This window comes from Nocardioides sp. YIM B13467 (assembly GCF_042788075.1).
In the GTDB taxonomy this organism is placed as follows: Bacteria; Actinomycetota; Actinomycetes; order Propionibacteriales; family Nocardioidaceae; genus Nocardioides.
Window position 1 is genome coordinate 1 of the sequence record NZ_JBHZPJ010000001.1, and the last position, 16,213, is coordinate 16,213.

Annotated in this window: 17 protein-coding genes; 5 read left to right on the plus strand and 12 right to left on the minus strand. The window is 69.4% G+C overall.

Going from position 1 to position 16,213, the window contains the following annotated elements; translation table 11 throughout:
• Positions 1–48: 48 nt before the first annotated feature.
• The 5 genes from ACFX43_RS00005 to ACFX43_RS00025 form a co-directional block, all read right to left on the minus strand.
• On the minus strand, positions 49–1,119 hold the full coding sequence (locus ACFX43_RS00005; RefSeq protein WP_378815577.1) for a nitrate- and nitrite sensing domain-containing protein: 1,071 nt from the start codon (positions 1,117–1,119) through the stop codon (positions 49–51).
• Positions 1,116–1,628, minus strand: coding sequence for a SigE family RNA polymerase sigma factor (locus tag ACFX43_RS00010; protein WP_378815578.1), 513 nt, complete (start codon positions 1,626–1,628; stop codon positions 1,116–1,118). The genes ACFX43_RS00005 and ACFX43_RS00010 overlap by 4 nt, the downstream gene beginning before the upstream one ends.
• A 108-nt stretch (positions 1,629–1,736) precedes the next feature.
• Positions 1,737–2,993, minus strand: coding sequence for a hypothetical protein (locus tag ACFX43_RS00015; protein ID WP_378815580.1), 1,257 nt, complete (start codon positions 2,991–2,993; stop codon positions 1,737–1,739).
• Positions 2,993–3,556, minus strand: coding sequence for an RNA polymerase sigma factor (locus ACFX43_RS00020; protein WP_378815582.1), 564 nt, complete (start codon positions 3,554–3,556; stop codon positions 2,993–2,995). The genes ACFX43_RS00015 and ACFX43_RS00020 overlap by 1 nt, the downstream gene beginning before the upstream one ends.
• A gap of 137 nt (positions 3,557–3,693) precedes the next feature.
• The gene (locus ACFX43_RS00025; protein WP_378815584.1) at positions 3,694–4,284 is read right to left on the minus strand and encodes a TetR/AcrR family transcriptional regulator; all 591 of its coding nucleotides are present in this window, start codon (positions 4,282–4,284) and stop codon (positions 3,694–3,696) included.
• Between the two features lie 48 nt (positions 4,285–4,332).
• Here ACFX43_RS00025 and ACFX43_RS00030 point away from each other — a divergent pair, with 48 nt between their 5' ends.
• The 3 genes from ACFX43_RS00030 to ACFX43_RS00040 are packed head-to-tail and all read left to right on the plus strand — an operon-like array spanning position 4,333 to position 7,222.
• The gene (locus ACFX43_RS00030; RefSeq protein ID WP_378815586.1) at positions 4,333–5,847 is read left to right on the plus strand and encodes a flavin-containing monooxygenase; all 1,515 of its coding nucleotides are present in this window, start codon (positions 4,333–4,335) and stop codon (positions 5,845–5,847) included.
• Positions 5,844–6,680 carry an SDR family NAD(P)-dependent oxidoreductase gene (locus tag ACFX43_RS00035; RefSeq protein ID WP_378815588.1) on the plus strand — a complete coding sequence of 279 codons (837 nt, stop codon included), beginning with the start codon at positions 5,844–5,846 and terminating at the stop codon, positions 6,678–6,680. The genes ACFX43_RS00030 and ACFX43_RS00035 overlap by 4 nt, the downstream gene beginning before the upstream one ends.
• 17 nt (positions 6,681–6,697) lie before the next feature.
• On the plus strand, positions 6,698–7,222 hold the full coding sequence (locus tag ACFX43_RS00040) for a DUF402 domain-containing protein (RefSeq protein ID WP_378815590.1): 525 nt from the start codon (positions 6,698–6,700) through the stop codon (positions 7,220–7,222).
• On the opposite strand, the gene ACFX43_RS00045 is transcribed toward ACFX43_RS00040, so the two are convergent.
• Positions 7,217–8,557 carry a threonine/serine exporter ThrE family protein gene (locus ACFX43_RS00045; protein ID WP_378815592.1) on the minus strand — a complete coding sequence of 447 codons (1,341 nt, stop codon included), beginning with the start codon at positions 8,555–8,557 and terminating at the stop codon, positions 7,217–7,219. The two genes, ACFX43_RS00040 and ACFX43_RS00045, sit on opposite strands and share 6 nt — an antisense overlap.
• Positions 8,558–8,639: 82 nt before the next feature.
• Between ACFX43_RS00045 and ACFX43_RS00050 the strand changes: the two genes are divergently transcribed.
• The gene (locus tag ACFX43_RS00050) at positions 8,640–9,767 is read left to right on the plus strand and encodes a glutamate--cysteine ligase (protein WP_378815594.1); all 1,128 of its coding nucleotides are present in this window, start codon (positions 8,640–8,642) and stop codon (positions 9,765–9,767) included.
• On the opposite strand, the gene ACFX43_RS00055 is transcribed toward ACFX43_RS00050, so the two are convergent.
• From ACFX43_RS00055 to ACFX43_RS00075, 5 genes are all read right to left on the minus strand, one after another.
• A complete protein-coding gene (locus ACFX43_RS00055; RefSeq protein ID WP_378815596.1) occupies positions 9,764–10,879 on the minus strand; it encodes an aromatic acid exporter family protein in 1,116 nt (371 codons plus the stop codon). The two genes, ACFX43_RS00050 and ACFX43_RS00055, sit on opposite strands and share 4 nt — an antisense overlap.
• Positions 10,880–10,911: 32 nt before the next feature.
• The gene (locus ACFX43_RS00060) at positions 10,912–11,562 is read right to left on the minus strand and encodes an HNH endonuclease family protein (protein WP_378815598.1); all 651 of its coding nucleotides are present in this window, start codon (positions 11,560–11,562) and stop codon (positions 10,912–10,914) included.
• 109 nt (positions 11,563–11,671) lie between these two features.
• The gene (locus ACFX43_RS00065; RefSeq protein ID WP_378815600.1) at positions 11,672–12,484 is read right to left on the minus strand and encodes an MBL fold metallo-hydrolase; all 813 of its coding nucleotides are present in this window, start codon (positions 12,482–12,484) and stop codon (positions 11,672–11,674) included.
• 67 nt (positions 12,485–12,551) lie between these two features.
• Positions 12,552–13,793 carry a site-specific DNA-methyltransferase gene (locus tag ACFX43_RS00070; protein WP_378815602.1) on the minus strand — a complete coding sequence of 414 codons (1,242 nt, stop codon included), beginning with the start codon at positions 13,791–13,793 and terminating at the stop codon, positions 12,552–12,554.
• Positions 13,794–13,803: 10 nt separating this feature from the next.
• Entirely contained in the window at positions 13,804–14,388 is a 585-nt protein-coding gene (locus ACFX43_RS00075; protein ID WP_378815604.1) for a hypothetical protein, read from the minus strand.
• Between the two features lie 77 nt (positions 14,389–14,465).
• On the opposite strand from ACFX43_RS00075, the gene ACFX43_RS00080 reads away from it, so the two are divergent.
• The gene (locus tag ACFX43_RS00080; RefSeq protein WP_378815606.1) at positions 14,466–15,041 is read left to right on the plus strand and encodes a mismatch-specific DNA-glycosylase; all 576 of its coding nucleotides are present in this window, start codon (positions 14,466–14,468) and stop codon (positions 15,039–15,041) included.
• Between the two features lie 4 nt (positions 15,042–15,045).
• Here the strand turns inward: ACFX43_RS00080 and ACFX43_RS00085 are convergent, their stop codons facing one another.
• Positions 15,046–16,203 (minus strand): hypothetical protein, encoded by a 1,158-nt coding sequence (locus ACFX43_RS00085; protein WP_378815608.1) that lies wholly within the window; start codon positions 16,201–16,203, stop codon positions 15,046–15,048.
• Positions 16,204–16,213: the final 10 nt, after the last annotated feature.

Sequence of the window (16,213 nt, forward strand, 5' to 3'; positions counted from 1 at the left end):
CTTTCTTCCCCCACAACTGCCATCTCGGCCCGTTTCACCAAGCCGGGCTCAGTCGACCTCGGCGAGGTCGGCGATGAGCTCGTTCGACGCGGCGACGGCCAGCTTCTGCAGCCCGCGGAACAGCTCGGTACAGGACGCCGCATGCTGCTCCGGCGTCATCGTGACCCGGCCCAGGTTGCCCGTGCTCAGGACCTGGTTGACCGCCCGTTGCGCGGGAACCCCGACGGCTCCTGCGCTGGCTGTGTTGATGGTGATCTGGTCGAGGGAGTCGCGCTGAGGTTCCGAGCTCGACGTGTAGATCGCAGAGAGCGATAGACGCCACTCAGCCTCGGCCCGAGCAAGCTCGGCGAACTCCTCCTTGCTGAGAGCATCCGCGCCTGCAGCCCCCGCATGCTGCATGGCCTCACGCTTGGCGAGTGCCGTCATCATGATGTTCCGCTGCGTGCCGAGCGACCGGAAGGCCGGGCCCAGGTGGCCGAGCGCCTCGATCTCGTCGTCGATCTCGGCGTCACCGACATACGGCACGAGCGTCGAGATCGCGAGGACGTCCTCGGAGAGTGCCGATAAGGCCAGCGCTCCCTGCAGCAGAGTCTCCTTCGTACGGGCCATGGATCGCGTCTCCGGTAGGGCGGCCAACGACCGCTGGATCTCGGAGGCGAGGTCAGCGAGCTCCTGGTCCCCGCCGTCGATCTGCTCCGCCTTCGCGGTCCAGGTCACGATGGCCTCGTCGGTCGCCTCCTGCACCGGCCTCATCACCACGTCAGGGGCGCCCGCGAGGGCGGCGTCGCGCTCGAAGATCAGGTTGATCGCCAGGTCGAACGTGCTGGGCAGCGCCTGCGCGACCGACTCGGCCCGGCGCACCGACGAGGAAGATGTGGAGGTTGGGGAAACGGCCGGGTCAGTGGCCCGATCCGCAACGAGAGGCCGCAGCGCGACCCCGGCGATGCCGATGATCCCGACCGCCAGGACGGTCCCGGCAGTCGCGACCAGGCGGGCCCGGAACACGCGGCGGCGGCCGCGACGTACGTCCTCTAAGGGGTCCGCGCGTGGGACCGGAGCAGTGACGCCGATGCGGTGGAGGCGCTCGGTCAGCAGGGTGTCGTCGTCGAAGGTGTTCATCGCCGGCCTCCTCGGGCAGCGTCGGGGGAAGCATGGCCGGGACGGAGGGAATGGCGAAGGTTGGCCAGAGCGACCGAGGTCTGGCTCTTGACCGTCCCCGTGCTGATGCCGAGGTCGGCGGCAGTCTCCTCGACCGACAGGCCCCAGTAGTGCCGGAGCACCACAACTCGACGCTGACCTACGGGAAGGGATCGCAGCGCGGTCCAGAGCTCGTCGAGCTCCTCGGCACCGAGGCCGACCGGCGCCGGCCGGTCCGAGATCTCTCCGGTGCGCTCGCGTCGCCACGGGCGGCGGCCCTCGTCCAGATGGCTGTTGACCAGCACCCGACGTACGTAGGCATCGACGCTGTCGGCCTTCCGAACCCGCCGCCACGCCGCGTACACCTTCGACAGCGTCAGCTGCACGATGTCCTCGGCGCGATGCTCATCGCCACACAGCAGGTAGGCCGCGCGGTACAGGTGTGCGCGTCTCTCCCTGACGTAGGCCGTGAACTCCTCGTCCCTGCTCAACGTCTCTCCTCCTCCGGTTCCACCCCCGACGCCCTGTTGACGTAACCGGTGCCGGATCGGTTGGGGCCGCGTGGCTGTTCGCGGGTCACCGTCAGCGACGCCTGGCGCTCAGCCCTTCGGCTGCCACCTCTGATCGAGTACGAAGTCAACGGCGCGGTCCACTGGGATCGCGCCGTCGCCGTGCACGCTGACGGTGTAGACGGGACCCTGGAAGACGACGAGGTTCACCGGGTCAGCGGACTTGCCCATCCAGCGGCGCTTCTTGCCGAGCCCGATGAAGACCTCGCTGCCATCGACGGTGCGAATGATGCAGCGCTTGAAGACTGCGCGGTTGCACGCCTTGTCCATCTGGATCGGGTTGAGCGTCTCCTCCAGGCGCACGTCGACAAGGCCCGGCTCCCCACTGGAGAAGCCGTCCGCCATGTCCTTCTTGACGTCGGTCAGAACGACGTACGCCTCGTGGTTGAAGCGCGTCGGCATGCCGTCGTACCACTCCGCCGGGGTTCCGGGCGGGACCAGCGCCTTGAGTGCGGCCCTGCCCAGCTCCTTGGCGTTGACCTCAGGCGGCAGATCCAGCTCCGGTACGACCAGCCGGGGGTCGGCTGCGGCCGCCATGACCTCTTTCTCCCCGAGGTCGACACCGGAGACGGGGATCGTCGAGTTGTTGCCGAACAGCGAGTCGAGCGTGATCGCGACGACCGTCCCGTCGGATCGCTCGACGGCATAGGTGCGCGCGCCGTCGTGTGTCGCGACTCTCGCCACCTTCACCCCCGGGTGGTTGACGTCCTCACAGCTCCATCCGGGGTCCTCGCACAGGAGACCGACTCCATCCCAACCGGACCCGACGGCCAGCTGAACCATCCCGAGACCGTCCTCGCCTTCCACGGTCCACCCCAGCTTCGTACCGATGGTGCGCCCGCTGTCGGTCTCCCCGCCCTGCACGTTGGAGACGGTCTTATCGAGATGCTCTCCGGCCGGATCCAGGTGCTCGGCGAGGATGTCTCGGTACTCCTGAAGCACCGGGATGTCCCGAGACCACCCGACGCCGTGGCCGTTGAAGGCCGCGGGCCACAGCCCCGTGGCGTCGCTGACAGGGACCTTCACCGGCGCGACCACCCGGTCGGGAACCGGCGACGGCTTCGCCGACGTCTCCAGCGGACCTGCGATCTGCTTGTCGCCGCTCAGCAGCGAGGTTCTCTGGGCGACCACGACACCCCCGGTCGCCACGACCGCCACCGCGGCGGCAGCCGCGACGGGCACCATCCACCTCTTCGTACGACTCTCCTGCGAGATCGCCTGCATCAGCTCCGCCTCTCGCCGCGCCTTCACATGGGGCCGCAGCCTGCGTTCAGGAATTCCGGTCATCACATCTCCCCCTCACCCATGAGCGCGGCGACCCGCTTGCGTGCACGGGAGAGCCGGCTGCGTACGGTCCCGACAGGGACGTCGAGAGCTTGGGCAACTTGCAGATAAGAGAGGCCGTCCCAGGCGATGAGCATCAGGATCTGACGGTCCTTGCGGCTGAGCCGGTCGACAGCCACGAGCAGCTCAGACATCCGACGCTCCTCGTCGAGGCGGCGTACGACTCCCTCCGCGTGGTCCTCGGCGTCCTCGAGCCGCACCAACTGCAGCCTGCCCGCCAACGCGCTCCGCCGGCGGGCACCACGGGTGGCGTTGCGGCAGACGTTCTCGGCGACCGTGTAGAGCCATGGCATCAGCGAGCCGTCATAGGCCACCGCCCGCTCCCGCACCCGCCAGACCTCCAGGAACGCCTGGGACATCACGTCCTCGGCGAGGTTCCAGGAAGCCACGCGGCGGAAGCAGAAGTTGTAGACCGGGTCCGCATAGCGCCCGAACAGCTCTGCCATCGCCTCGTGGTCGCCCCGGCGCAGACGCTCCGCCAGACCGCTGTCGTTCTCCGTCACCACGAGTCCGAAGCTCTGGGACTCACTACCTCTCACGCCCCTCTATGTCCGGCACGCCAGGAGGGGTTCCATCTGGGGTGACCGCCCGCGGAGCCTAGCCAAACACCCACCGGGGTAGTCGTCCGCCCGGGTAACACGTGTTACAGCTCCCCCGACCCGAGCAGCTCCAGCAGCACCGGCAGCGACCCGGCCAGCAGCTGCAGCAGCTCCTCACGTGACAGCCCCGCGGGATCGGCCTTCCACGACAGCACCAGCTCCTCGGACATCGCCTGCCAGCCCCTGACGACCAAGCGGGCGGCCGGAGTGTCGGCAACGAAGTCGACACCGGCCTCGAAGATGCGGAGGCCGAGAGCGCCGAAGGCATCGTCGTAGATCTGGCGCAGCACCGGGTCGCTGGCGGCACCACGGACCATCGAGACGTACCCCTCGTAGTTGGCGTCGACGAAGTCCACATAGGCGGTCATCGATGCCAGCAGACGCTCGACCGGCTCCCCCGTCGAGGGCGGGGCGGTCTGGGCGACGAGTGCGTCGGCGGCGCGGCGTACGACCGCCTCGCGGAAGGCCATCTTGTCGCCGAAGTAGTGGTAGAGCAGCCCGCGCGAGATGCCGGCCTCACGCGCCACCACGTCGATCGATATCTCGTCGAGGGAGTGGTTCGCGAAGAGGCGAATGCCCAGATCGAGCAGCTGCTCGCGGCGTTGCTCGGGCGTCAGTCTCGTCCGTTGGCTCATGCCGACCATTCTATTGACATCTGTTCAATAGGCAAGAATACTCTCGGTATGACCACTGCTGACCTCACCCATGTCGACCACCTGATCGTCGGTGCCGGCTTCGGAGGCCTGTGCGCGGCGATCAAGCTCGAAGAGGACGGCGAGCGCGACTTCGTCGTCATCGAGAAGGGCTCCGGCGTCGGCGGCACCTGGCGCGACAACACCTACCCCGGCGCCGCCTGCGACGTCCCAAGCCAGCTCTACAGCTACTCCTTCGCACTCAACCCCGACTGGTCGATGAGCTTCTCGCCCCAGCCGGAGATCGAGGCGTACATCAACAAGGTCGCCGAGCAGTCCGGCACGCTGGACCGCTTCGTCTTCGACACCGCCATGACCGCCGCGACCTGGGACGAGAGCCGGCAGCGCTGGCTCGTCGAGACCGAGGGCAAGGCCGGGAAGAAGACGTACGCAGCGACGACCGTCATCGCCGGCCCCGGCGCGCTCTCCGAGCCCAAGCTCCCGGACATCGCGGGCATCGAAGGCTTCCAGGGCGAGATCTTCCACTCCGCGCAGTGGAACCACGACGTCGACCTCACCGGCAAGCGCGTCGCGGTGATCGGCACCGGCGCGAGCGCGATCCAGATCGTCCCGGAGATCCAGAAGAAGGCCGCTCGCCTCGACGTCTACCAGCGCACCGCACCGTGGGTGCTCCCCCGCAACGAGCACCGCTACTCCAAGCTCGAGAAGGCCGCCTTCCGCCACGTCCCCGGCGTCCAGCGTCTCGCCCGCGCGGCGGTCTACTGGGGCCTCGAGGTCCGCGTCCTCGGTCTCGCCGTGCAGCCCAAGCTCACCTTGGCCCATGAGCTGATGGCGAGGAACAACATCCGCCGCGGCATCAAGGACCCCGAGCTGCGCCGCAAGGTCACGCCCGACTACACCCTCGGCTGCAAGCGCACGCTGATCTCCAACGCCTACTACCCGGCGCTGGCCGCCGACAACGTCGACCTGATCACCGACGGCATCGCCCGGGTGAGCGAGAACGCGATCGTCGCCAAGGACGGCACCAGCCGCGAGATCGACGTACTCGTCGTGGCGACCGGCTTCTACACCACCGACCTGCCGATCGCCCACGCCATCACCGGCAGCAAGGGCCGCACCATGGCCGAGCGGTTCGTGGAGACCGGGATGAGCGCCTACAAGGGCACCACGGTCCCGGAGTTCCCCAACCTCTTCTTCGTGGTCGGCCCCAACACCGGTCTGGGCCACTCCTCGATGGTGTACATGATCGAGTCGCAGGTGGCCTACATCCGCGACGCGATCCGCACCATGCGCACCAACTCCTACGCGACCGTCGAACCCACCGAGGACGCCACCTCCGCCTGGAACGACGACCTGCAGCGCAAGATGGACAACACCGTCTGGTCCGAGGGCGGCTGCGCGTCGTGGTATCTCGACGAGCACGGTCGCAACACCACCCTGTGGCCGAGCTTCACATTCCTGTTCCGCCACCTGACCAGCAAGTTCGACGTCGACAAGTACGCCGTCACCGCCGCAACCACGACCAAGGAGAGTGTCCCCGCATGAAGTCCTTCGACGACAAGGTAGTCGTACTCACCGGAGCCGGCTCCGGGATCGGCCGCGCCCTCGCGGTCAACCTAGCCGGCCGTGGCGCCCGGCTGGCGCTCTCCGACGTCAACGAGGCCGGTCTGGCCGAGACCGTCGAGCTCGCCAAGCAGGCCGGGGCCCGCGAGATCAAGGAGGACAAGCTCGACGTCGCCGACCGCGAGGCCTTCAAGACGTACGCCGAGGGCGTCATCGCCCACTTCGGCCAGGTCAACGTGGTGATCAACAACGCCGGCGTCGCGCTCTCGGGTCGGGTCAACGACCTCGACTGGGAGGACATCGACTGGATCATGGGCATCGACTGGTGGGGCGTCGTGCACGGCACGAAGCTCTTCCTGCCGGCCCTGATCGAGTCCGGCGACGCGCACATCGTGAACATCTCCTCGCTCTTCGGGCTGGTCTCGATGCCCGACCAGGCCTTCTACAACGCGGCGAAGTACGCCGTGCGCGGCTTCACCGAGGCGCTGCGCGAGGAGATGCTGATCGACGGTCACAACGTCGGCGTCACCTCGGTCCACCCCGGTGGCATCAAGACCGCGGTCGCCCGCAGCGCCCGCGTCTCGGCCAAGGACGACCAGGCCGCGACCGCGAAGTTCTTCGACGAGAAGCTCGCCAAGATGGAGCCGTCGCGCGCCGCCGAGATCATCGTCAAGGGCATCGAGAAGAAGCAGGCCCGCGTACTGGTCGGCCTCGACGCCCACGTGATCCACAACTTCGGCAAGTTCACCGGCTCGCGCTATCAGGACCTCATCGCCCTGGGGGCCAAGTATGTGATGCCGAAGAAGAACGGCTGATCTCTAGACTGAGCGCCATGCGCTTCGAGGCCGGTCACCCTGTTCGTGTCGAGTTCACGAAATGGGGTGGCCGGCCTCATTGGTCCTTCACGGGCCTCTACCTCGGCGAGGACGAGCACGGCGAGTGGATCGGTCACCCGGTCGGCACCGAGTTCGCCCGCCCGGGACACGGCTGGGTCGCCAGCTGGGAGTCGGTCAGCCTGGTCCCCCACCACGACGCAGCCCACTTCCCCGCGTTCAACCGGCCCAACGATCGGGTGAGCTCGCAGATATATGTCGACATGTGCACCCCGCCGGTGTGGCAGGACTCGACGGTCACCTGCATCGACCTGGACCTCGACGTGGTCAAGAAGTTCGACGGTTCGGTCTACATCGACGACGAGGACGAGTTCGAGCACCACCAGCTCGAGTACGGCTATCCGCCCGAGGTCATCTCGATGACTGAGGACTCCGCCGAGCGCGTCTTCCTCGCAGTCAAGGAGAGCCAGGCTCCGTACGACACGACCCCCGAGCGCTGGTTCGAGGTGCTGAGCGGCCTATGAGTCGGTGTCGGCGACAGGCACCGGGGCTCGGTCCTTCCGCAGCGGACCGACCAGGCGCGGCCCGGACAGGCGCGTCTCGATCCGCCACGACCGGCGACTGAGCGGCTGGGCGATGTATTCGCCCAGGTAGACGCCGGAGGCGAGAGCGAGCGCGACCGAGGCCGCGGTGAAGAGGGCGACCAGGCCGACCGAGGTGGTCGTGGGCGTCTCCTGGGCGAGCATCGTCAGACCCCGGTAGATCGAGTAGCCGGGCAGGAACGGCACCACCGAGGAGACCACGACGACCAGCGGCGGCACCTTCAGTCGGGTGGCTACCGAGTAGGCGACCAGACCGATGAAGAGGGCGGCCACGGCCACCCGCCACGTACGCCCGACGTCGCCGGGCACGACGATCGACAGGATCACCGCGACGCCGGCGATCACCGCGATGGGAGCCAGCGTCCGCTTGGGCGCGTACGCCGCGTAGGCGAAGGCCGCGGCGCCGACCGCACCACCAACGGTGGCGAGGGTGATCGACTGCAGCGACGTGACGCTTCCCGTCACCGCGCCGCTGATCGGCACCCCGACCGCGCCCGCGAAGACCAGACCGCCGGTGACCCCGGCGATGATCCCGGCCGTGGAGACCAGCGCCTCCATGATTCGGGCGCTGGCGGTGACATGGAACCCGGTCAGGGCGTCCTGGAGGGCACCCATGAAGCTGATCCCGGCCAGCATCACGGTGATGTTGGCGGTGATCGAGGTGGAGACGTCGAGGTCCAGCGGCAGCGCTGCGGCGATGACCGCGAGCAGGGTAGCCACGCCCGCACCGGCGACCTGCAGGTAGAAGAGCGGCAGCCGCCAGCGCCGGTGGAGGAAGTGCTGCAGCTGGTCGATCGCGGCGCCGGAGATGAAGGCGAGGACGACCACGCGGAACTCACCACCGACGTAGACGGTGAACGCGGCCGCCATCACCGCCATGCCGAGCGTCACCGCCCAGCGCGGCCGCCGGTGGCCGCCGGAGATGATGCGACCGAGCGCGATCCGGGCGCCCTGGAGGTCCACCTCGTCGCGTACGACCTGGCGGACCAGGTGGTCGACGGCGGTCAGGTGGTCGTAGTCGATGGTGCGGTTCTTGACCTGACGGGTGGTGTGGATCGGGATGGCCTCGGGATCGGCCTGATAGCTCATCGAGAGACTGGTGTACGTGACGTCGACCTCGGCCTCGCGAAGACCCAGATGTTGGGCGAGCGACCTCATCGTCGCGGTCACGTCAGCGGCCCCGGCGCCGGTCGAGATCAGCAGCTCACCGACGCGGAGGCAGAAGTCCAGAGTCAGGTTCACCTCTCGCGCGTCCACCGTCACAGGGTGCCATCGGGCCGGTGAACGACAGGCATTCACGATGCTCGACAAACGGGCCCGTGCAAGGAACGCTCAATACATGCGGATCGACTTCCATCCCTCCCCCCGGCCGACGCTCGGCGTCGAGTGGGAGCTCGCGCTCGTCGACCGCGAGACCCGGGATCTGGTCAACGTCGCGGACCATCTCTTCGCCCGGGCCAAGCCCCGGGTTCCCCACCCCGGGCGGATCCACAAGGAGCTGCTGCGCAACACCGTCGAGATCGTCACCGGGGTCTGCGAGACGGTCGAGGAGGCCATGGACCAGATCCGTGAGACGACCGCCGGCGTGGTCCGCGCCGGTGACGATCTCGGCGTGGATCTGTTCGGTGCCGGGACCCACCCGTTCGCGTCCTGGACCACGCAGGAGCTGTCCGCGGGGCATCGCTACCAGGAGCTGATCAACCGCACCCAGTGGTGGGGCCGGCAGATGCTGATCTGGGGCGTGCACGTGCACGTCGGGATGCCGGAGCGAGATCGGCTGCTGCCGGTCCTCAACGGGCTGCTGACCTACTACCCCCACTTCCAGGCGCTCTCGGCCTCCTCACCGATATGGGCGGGCGTGGACACCGGCTACGCCTCCAACCGGGCGCTGATGTTCCAGCAGCTGCCGACCGCCGGGCTGCCGTTCCAGTTCGCGACGTGGCAGGAGTTCGAGGCGTACGTCTCGGACCAGTCCGTCACCGGCGTGATCGAGGACATCAGCGAGATCCGCTGGGACATCCGGCCCTCGCCCCGGATCGGCACCATCGAGAACCGCATCTGCGACGGGGTCTCCACGATCCAGGAGCTGGCCGCGATCGCCGCACTGGCGCACTGCCTCTGTGTCGACCTGGACTCCCGGGTGGCGGCCGGGGAGCCGGTGGCGACGATGCCGCCGTGGCACGTCCAGGAGAACAAGTGGCGCGCCGCCCGCTACGGCCTGGACGCGATCGTCATCCTCAACGACGCCTCCGAGGAGCGGCTGGTCACCGACGACCTCGCCGACCTGCTGGTGCGCCTGGAGCCGGTGGCCGCGCGCCTGGGCTGCGAGAAGGAGCTCGCCGGGGTGCACGACATCATCCACAAGGGTGCCTCCTACCAGCGACAACGCGCCATCGCGGCGTCCACCGAGGGCGACCTGGTCGCGGTCGTCGACTCGGTCGTACGCGACCTGCGCGGGTCGCTCTAGCGAGGCGGCAGCGGCGGCAGGGCGTCGGTCGCCTCGAACTGCCCCATCCCGGTGACCCCGAGCAGGTCGACGATGATCGACCTGATCTGGACGAGGATGACCTCGGCGTTGAGCGATTCCGTACGCTCCACCTCGGCCGAGTGCTCGCCGACCGCGAGCAACACCGACCTGGCCTCCTGGCTCAGTCCGTCCGGGCTGCGGCCCGCGGCGAGCTCGGCCTCGACGACGTCGACGGCGTCGGCGAGACCGAAGGCCAGCTGGTAGTAGCTCTCCGGCACCACGTCCCCGCGGTAGGCCGACACCGCCGCCCGCCGCACCAGCACCCGGGTGCTGCGCAGGGCGCGGTCGAGCGGCTCGACGAGCTCGGCCATCCGGTGTACGTGGCTGCGATGCCGGAACCGGAACGGCGAGACCGCCAGCACCGACATGCCCTCGTCGGAGGCGTCCTGCAGCTCGCGGATCAGCGGGTCGGTGGCGCGCGCGTCGGCGAGCACCTTGAGCCCGTGGACCGCGTCCGCGTCGAGCATCACCTGGCCGGCCGCGCGCAGCAGCGAGGCGATCTTCTTGGCGACCACGGCCGCCTGCTCACCGGGCCGCCGCAGCGGTGCGGCGGGCACGATAGAGGCCGCCACCAGCGCGACCGCACCGCCGATGAGCGCGTCGGTCCAGCGCGTGAAGGCGGCGCCGGGCGTCGGCAGCAGCCCCATCACGAAGATCGACTGCACCGCCGCCTGGTTGCGGAAGACCTGTCCCGAGGAGATGAAGATCCCGACCGCCATGGCCATCGCCACCACCAGGGTCATCTGCCAGGCACCCTCGCCGATGACCTGCACCACGACGTCGCCCAGGAACACGCCGAGCGCCACCCCGATGGTCACCTCGGTCACTCTCCTCAGCCGCTGGCCGTAGGAGGTGCCGAGGCTGACCACCGCGGCGATCGGGGCGAAGACGGGTTGGGCGTGGCCGAGCAGAGTGGCCGCGATGAACCAGGCCACCCCGGCTGCCCCTGCGGCCTGCAGCACGTGCCAGCGCTTCGACTTCAGCCGCGCCAGCCGGCGGCGTACGTCGGACTCCACCTGCTCACGTGTGACCCGTGGGGCAGAGAACGCCATGCGCAGATCCTAGGGCAGCCGGGCGGCCCGGGTCAGCGCGCGAGGGTCACCGAGACGCTCTGGCCGCCGCAGCCGTTGGCGGAGGTGAGGTTGGTGAGGGCGGACTTCTCGGTGCTGTCGACGGAGAGGCGCCAGCGGATCTTCACCGAGACGTACTCCTTCAGGTAGCGGCACTTCTGGAGGTCGGGCATCCACTCGGCCGGGTCGGCGTCGGACTTCTCCTGGTTCTCGTTGTCGGTGACGCCGACGAGGGAGCCGTAGTAGCCGAGGTCGTTGGCGTAGTTCTTGCGCTCGGTCGAGGTCCAGGTGCGGGCACCGGAGTCCCAGGCCTCCGCGAGCGGGACCATGTGGTCGATGTCGATGTCGCTGGTGGCGGTCCAGGAGAGGCCGTCGTAGTAGGAGTACCAGCGGCCGCCCGACAGCGAGCAGCTGGAGCCGACCGTGGGGGCCTCCTCGGCCTCCGCGATCAGCACCTCGTTGCGGGTGCTGCAGCCGTCGCCGTCTGCGTCGATCCAGTGCTGGAAGAGGTCACGGCTGTAGCCGGTGCGGTTCTCGGCCGCGACCGGGAGGTCGCCGATGGCGGTCGAGAGCGGCTGCGAGTAGGTCTCGGCGTGTGCTGCCGCCGGAATGGTGAGCGGCACGAGGGCGCCGCAGGCGAGGATGAACAGGCCACGGAGTTTCATGGGGGTCTCCCGAGGTGAGGTGTTCGGTCGCCCCCTGACGATGCCGTGTTTTACGCACCCCGTGTAACTCGGTTACCAGATGTTTCGAGAAGTTCACCAAGAGGCGCGATCACGCCGAGATGAACGGCTCCGTCAGATGCGGCGTCGCCAGGTGAAGCGTGGTGGAGGCTTCGCGGCTGAGCATGCGCTCCCTCGAGCGCCTGGCCGCATCGGGATCGATCTCGTGTGAGTAGGCGAGCTCGGAGTGGAGCAGCTGCAGCGCGTGGACGAGAAGGTCGCCGGTGACGAGCACCAGCTCGCGCCCCTCGGCGACCAGCACGCTCTGGTGCCCCGGCGTATGACCGGGCGTGGCGACTGCCCGCCCAGCGCGCAGAGGTGTGTCGCCGTCGAGGAGCCGGAGCCGACCGGCCGCAGCGAGCGGGTCGATGAGGGTCTCGCGAAGCTGGGGGTTGAGCGCGTCGAGGGCGTCGTACTCGGCCTGCTGGAGCAGGTATTCAGCGTTCGGGAAGTAGGGTCGGCGGCCGTCGGCCTCGGTCACGACCGCCCATCCGACGTGGTCGGTATGCAGGTGCGTGAGCACCACGGTGTCGACCTCGGCCGGGTCGATGCCCGCGGCGTCGAGCGACCGAGGAAGCACACCGGGAACGGGCGCCCACGAGGCGGCTGGGCCGTCCGCCGGACCGATCCCGGCGTCCACGACGGTGAGGCCCTTCTCGCCGCGGATCGCGAAGGCACGGAACTGGAGCCGCCAGCGACCCTCGGCGTCGACCGCGCCCGGATCGTAGCGGTCGACCTCGGCCCACTGATCGGCCGTGGCCCCGGGGAAGGCATCGGCGCGCGGGGAGAAGAACGGGCCTTCGCCGTCGGCGAGGGCGATGATCTCGGTCGAGCCGATCCGGAGGCGGGGAACGCTGAGGGCCATGGCCGCGATCCTGCCATGCCTTCCACGCGGTGGTGAGGTGTCCGGTCGCCACCTCGCGAGGCCCCTCCTACGCGCCCCGCGTGACGCCAGATGTCTCGAGAAGCTCGCCCATGTCGCGCTCGACCAACCCCTCCGCACCGCCGTTCCCGTGGGCCGCGACCACGGCCCGCAGCCGCGCGCGGGTGATGTCGGAGACGTACGCCATCTCGGCCTTCGCCGCGTTCGAGCCCGGCCGGGTCGCCTCGGCGATCTGGACCGACCAGCACGTACGCCGCGCCCCGTCCTCCACGTTGGCCAGCGCGACCGCGTGGCCGGTGGTGCCGGATCCGGCGAAGAAGTCGAGGACCCTCGCATCGGTCGGCATCGTGGCCAGGATCCGCCGGATCAGACCGGTCGGCTTCGGCGACTCGAACAGCGGCCCCACCAGGGACTTCAGCTCCGCGACTGCGGTGTCGGTCGAGCCGATCTCCTCGGCCATCCAGATCGTGGTGAGCTTCTTGCGCCTCGCCTCACCGGAGGCGTCGCGGGAGAGCCAGTCGCGCTGGTAGACGTCGACCCGCTCCCCCAGCTTCCCGCGTACGCGCCGGCACATCAGGTCGTCGGGACGGGCCGCGATCAGCGGGGCGCTCCACCGCCAGACCGCCGGGCGACCGTCACCGAAGACCGGCCAGATCTCCTGGCCCCCGGCGAACGGCTCGACCGCGACGCGCCCGGTGTCCGGATCTCCCCACACCGGGAAGTGGAGGGTCCTGGCGGTCGCCGGGTTGAACTTCTTGTTGGTGTTGCGCAGCGGCAGCCGCCGGTAGTGGCGCCCGTCGTCGGTGACGAGCGGGAAGTCCTGCTCGTTGACGGCCTCGGGGATGCTCGACTCCAGCGCACAGGCCCGGGCGTCCTTGGCGTAGACCAGCAGATACTCGTGGGACGTCGCGAACCCGTTGCCGAGCTGGCGGCCCTTGGGGTTGAGGTTGACCACGATCTGCGCGAGCTGGTTGCGCTCCTCGAAGACCTCGTCCATCAGCACCTTGAGGTGGGCGGCCTCGTTGTCGTCGATGGAGACGTAGATCGCCGCGCGCTCCGACATCACGGTGCGCGCCGCCTGCAGCCGGGGCCTCATCATCGCGACCCAGGCCTCGTGGCGACCGGCCCGCCGGCCGTCCTCACCGCGCCGGTCGTCGTGGTAGGCGAAGAGGCTGCCGGTGTTGTAGGGCGGGTCGATGTAGATCAGGTCGAACTTCTCACCCGCCACCGAGAGCGCCCGAAGAACATCGAGGTTGTCGCCCTCGACGAAGGTGTTCCACGGCTCCCCCACGCGGGGAACGTTAGCCGACCGGGATATCAGTCGAGAGCAACGCGACCGATCGCTCGGCCACCAGGCACTGGATCTTGGTGCTCTTCGGCGGGATGACGTTCAGGACCACGTCATCGCCGCTCGTGCCGGCCGTGATCGTCGCCGGGTCGGGCGTCTCGCAGCCGTCGTAGACCGTCTGGGCGTAGAGCCGCTGGCCCGTCGGGACGTGCGCGAGCAGCCTGGTCGCCTGGGTGGTGAAGGGCGCCTGGAGCGAGGTGCCGAGGGTGGCTGCGTACGCCTTGATCGCGGCCTCGTCCGGGAGGGGCGTCGCGGTCTTCTCCAGGTCGCCCTTGGCCGCGCCGCCGGCGGAGACCAGGCCGCGTACGGGCTTCTCCGAGCTCGGCGGACGGGACGGCTCGGGCTGCGGCTTCGGCTTCTGGGTTCCTGACGGAGAGGGCGAAGCCGATGCGGGCGAGGAAGCGGTGGAAGCCGGCGCGGAGGAGGCCGACGGCGACGGGCTCGAACCCGGGTCGCTCGCGTCGTCGGAGGTGCCGCAGGCGGAGACCAGGAGCGCCGTCGCAGCGAGTGCGAGTGGGAGAAGACGCGTGGGGTGCATATTTCACATACTCCCCACGGCACCCTGCTGTTGCACCCCCGACCAGCACGTCGTTACTGAGATGGAAGGATCACGCCGTGGCCCGCTTCACCCAGGCCGAGCTCCAGACCTACTACGGCGCCTCGGTCCCCGACCTCCTTCCGGCAGACGACCAGCCCCTGCGCCTCCTCTTCGTCGGCATCAACCCCGGCCTGTGGACGGCAGCGACACAGACCCACTTCGCGCACCCGCTCAACCGCTTCTATCCGGCGATCTTCCGGGCCGGGATCACCACCCGTCCGATCGACGCCTCGGCGGGAATGACGCCGGAGGACCGCGACTACTTCCGGGCCCGGGGCATCGGCTTCACCAACATCGTCCGTCGCGCCACCGCGAAGGCGTCCGAGCTCAGCAACGCCGAGCTCAAGGAGGGTGGCGCCGAGCTGTTCTCCCTCGTCGCACGCCGGAAACCAGCCGTGGTCGCGATCGCCGGGATCACCGCCTACCGGACCGCGTTCAACCGCCCCAAGGCCAAGCAGGGCCGCCAGCCGGAGCCGCTTGCCGGCGCCGAGCTCTGGGTCGTACCGAACCCGTCGGGTCTCAACGCCCACGAGACCGTCCCGACCCTGGCCGCCGCCTACGCCGAGGCCGCCCGCGCCGCCGGCCTGATCTGAGACCTCAGAACCCTGACGGGGCTTCCGGCAGCTCCGGAACCCCGAGCTTCGCCAGCAGCGCGACCGCGTCGTCGGCCGAGACCCGCGACGACTGGGAGTGGAGCATGTCGTCGACCGCGAGGTCGACTTCGGCGGTGAGACACACGAGCACGTCCTCACCCTCCGCCTCGGCAGGCCCCTGGAAGGCGAGCACGGGCAGGTAGGCGAGGTCGAGGGAAGCGGTCTTCTGGAGGAGGCGTACGGCGGCGAGCACGTCGCCACGAGGGTCGGCGACCTCCAGCGGGCGGCCGTCGACGGACGCCGCGCCCGCGGCCGGCACCTCGACCATGCCGGCGGTCGAGGGGATGTCGTGCTGCTCGATGACCGCGACCCCACCTGGATGCACCACGACCGCCTCGAGCTCCCGCGACCCGATGCTCACGTTGAGCACGACCAGCGCCGACTCGAGCTGGCCGAGCGCCTGACGGAGCTTCTCCTCGCCGAAGGTCTCCGGCGCGCCGAGGTCGAGCATCCAGCCGCCGGCGGCGGTGGCGACCCACGCGGCGGTCTCCTGCTCCTTCAGCGCCACCAGCTTCTCGGCCTCCTGCCGCAGCCGGTCCCGCTCGAGGGCCGCGTCATGGGCCCGCCGTCGCTCGTCGTCGAGCTCGGCGCGCAGCATCGCGACCTCGCTCTCGGCCAGCTGCTGCAGCTCGCGGCGCCGCTCCGCCTCCCGGGCACGCTCCTCGGCCCGCTGCTTCTCGGCCCGCAGCCGGGCGACCTCGAAGCGGCGCACGCCCTCCTCGAGCAGCCCGAGGGTGCGGTCGGAGACCGCCACGTCGGCGCCCGACTCGAGCCGGTCCCGCAGCGCACCCCAGTTGACCTCGGGGTGGTCGGTCACGAGTGCGTCCAGCACCTTCAGGAGTACGTCACCCTCGACCCCCGCACGCGAAGCCAGCGAGGCCTGGTTGAACCGAGCCGGCGCGGGCGCCGGGGACGAGGCCGGAGCCAGGCTCCACTGCCCCGGCGGCCCCTCGACGAAGCCACCCGAGTTCAGCACGCCGAGCAGCTCCTCCTCGGTCAGCAGCACCCGTTTGCCCTTCAAAGCGGCGCGCAGGACCTGCAGGCTCAACGGAGCCCGCAGGCGCAGGATCTCGGCGACGGCCGGCATGGAGGAATGAGGCATAGGGGCTGGT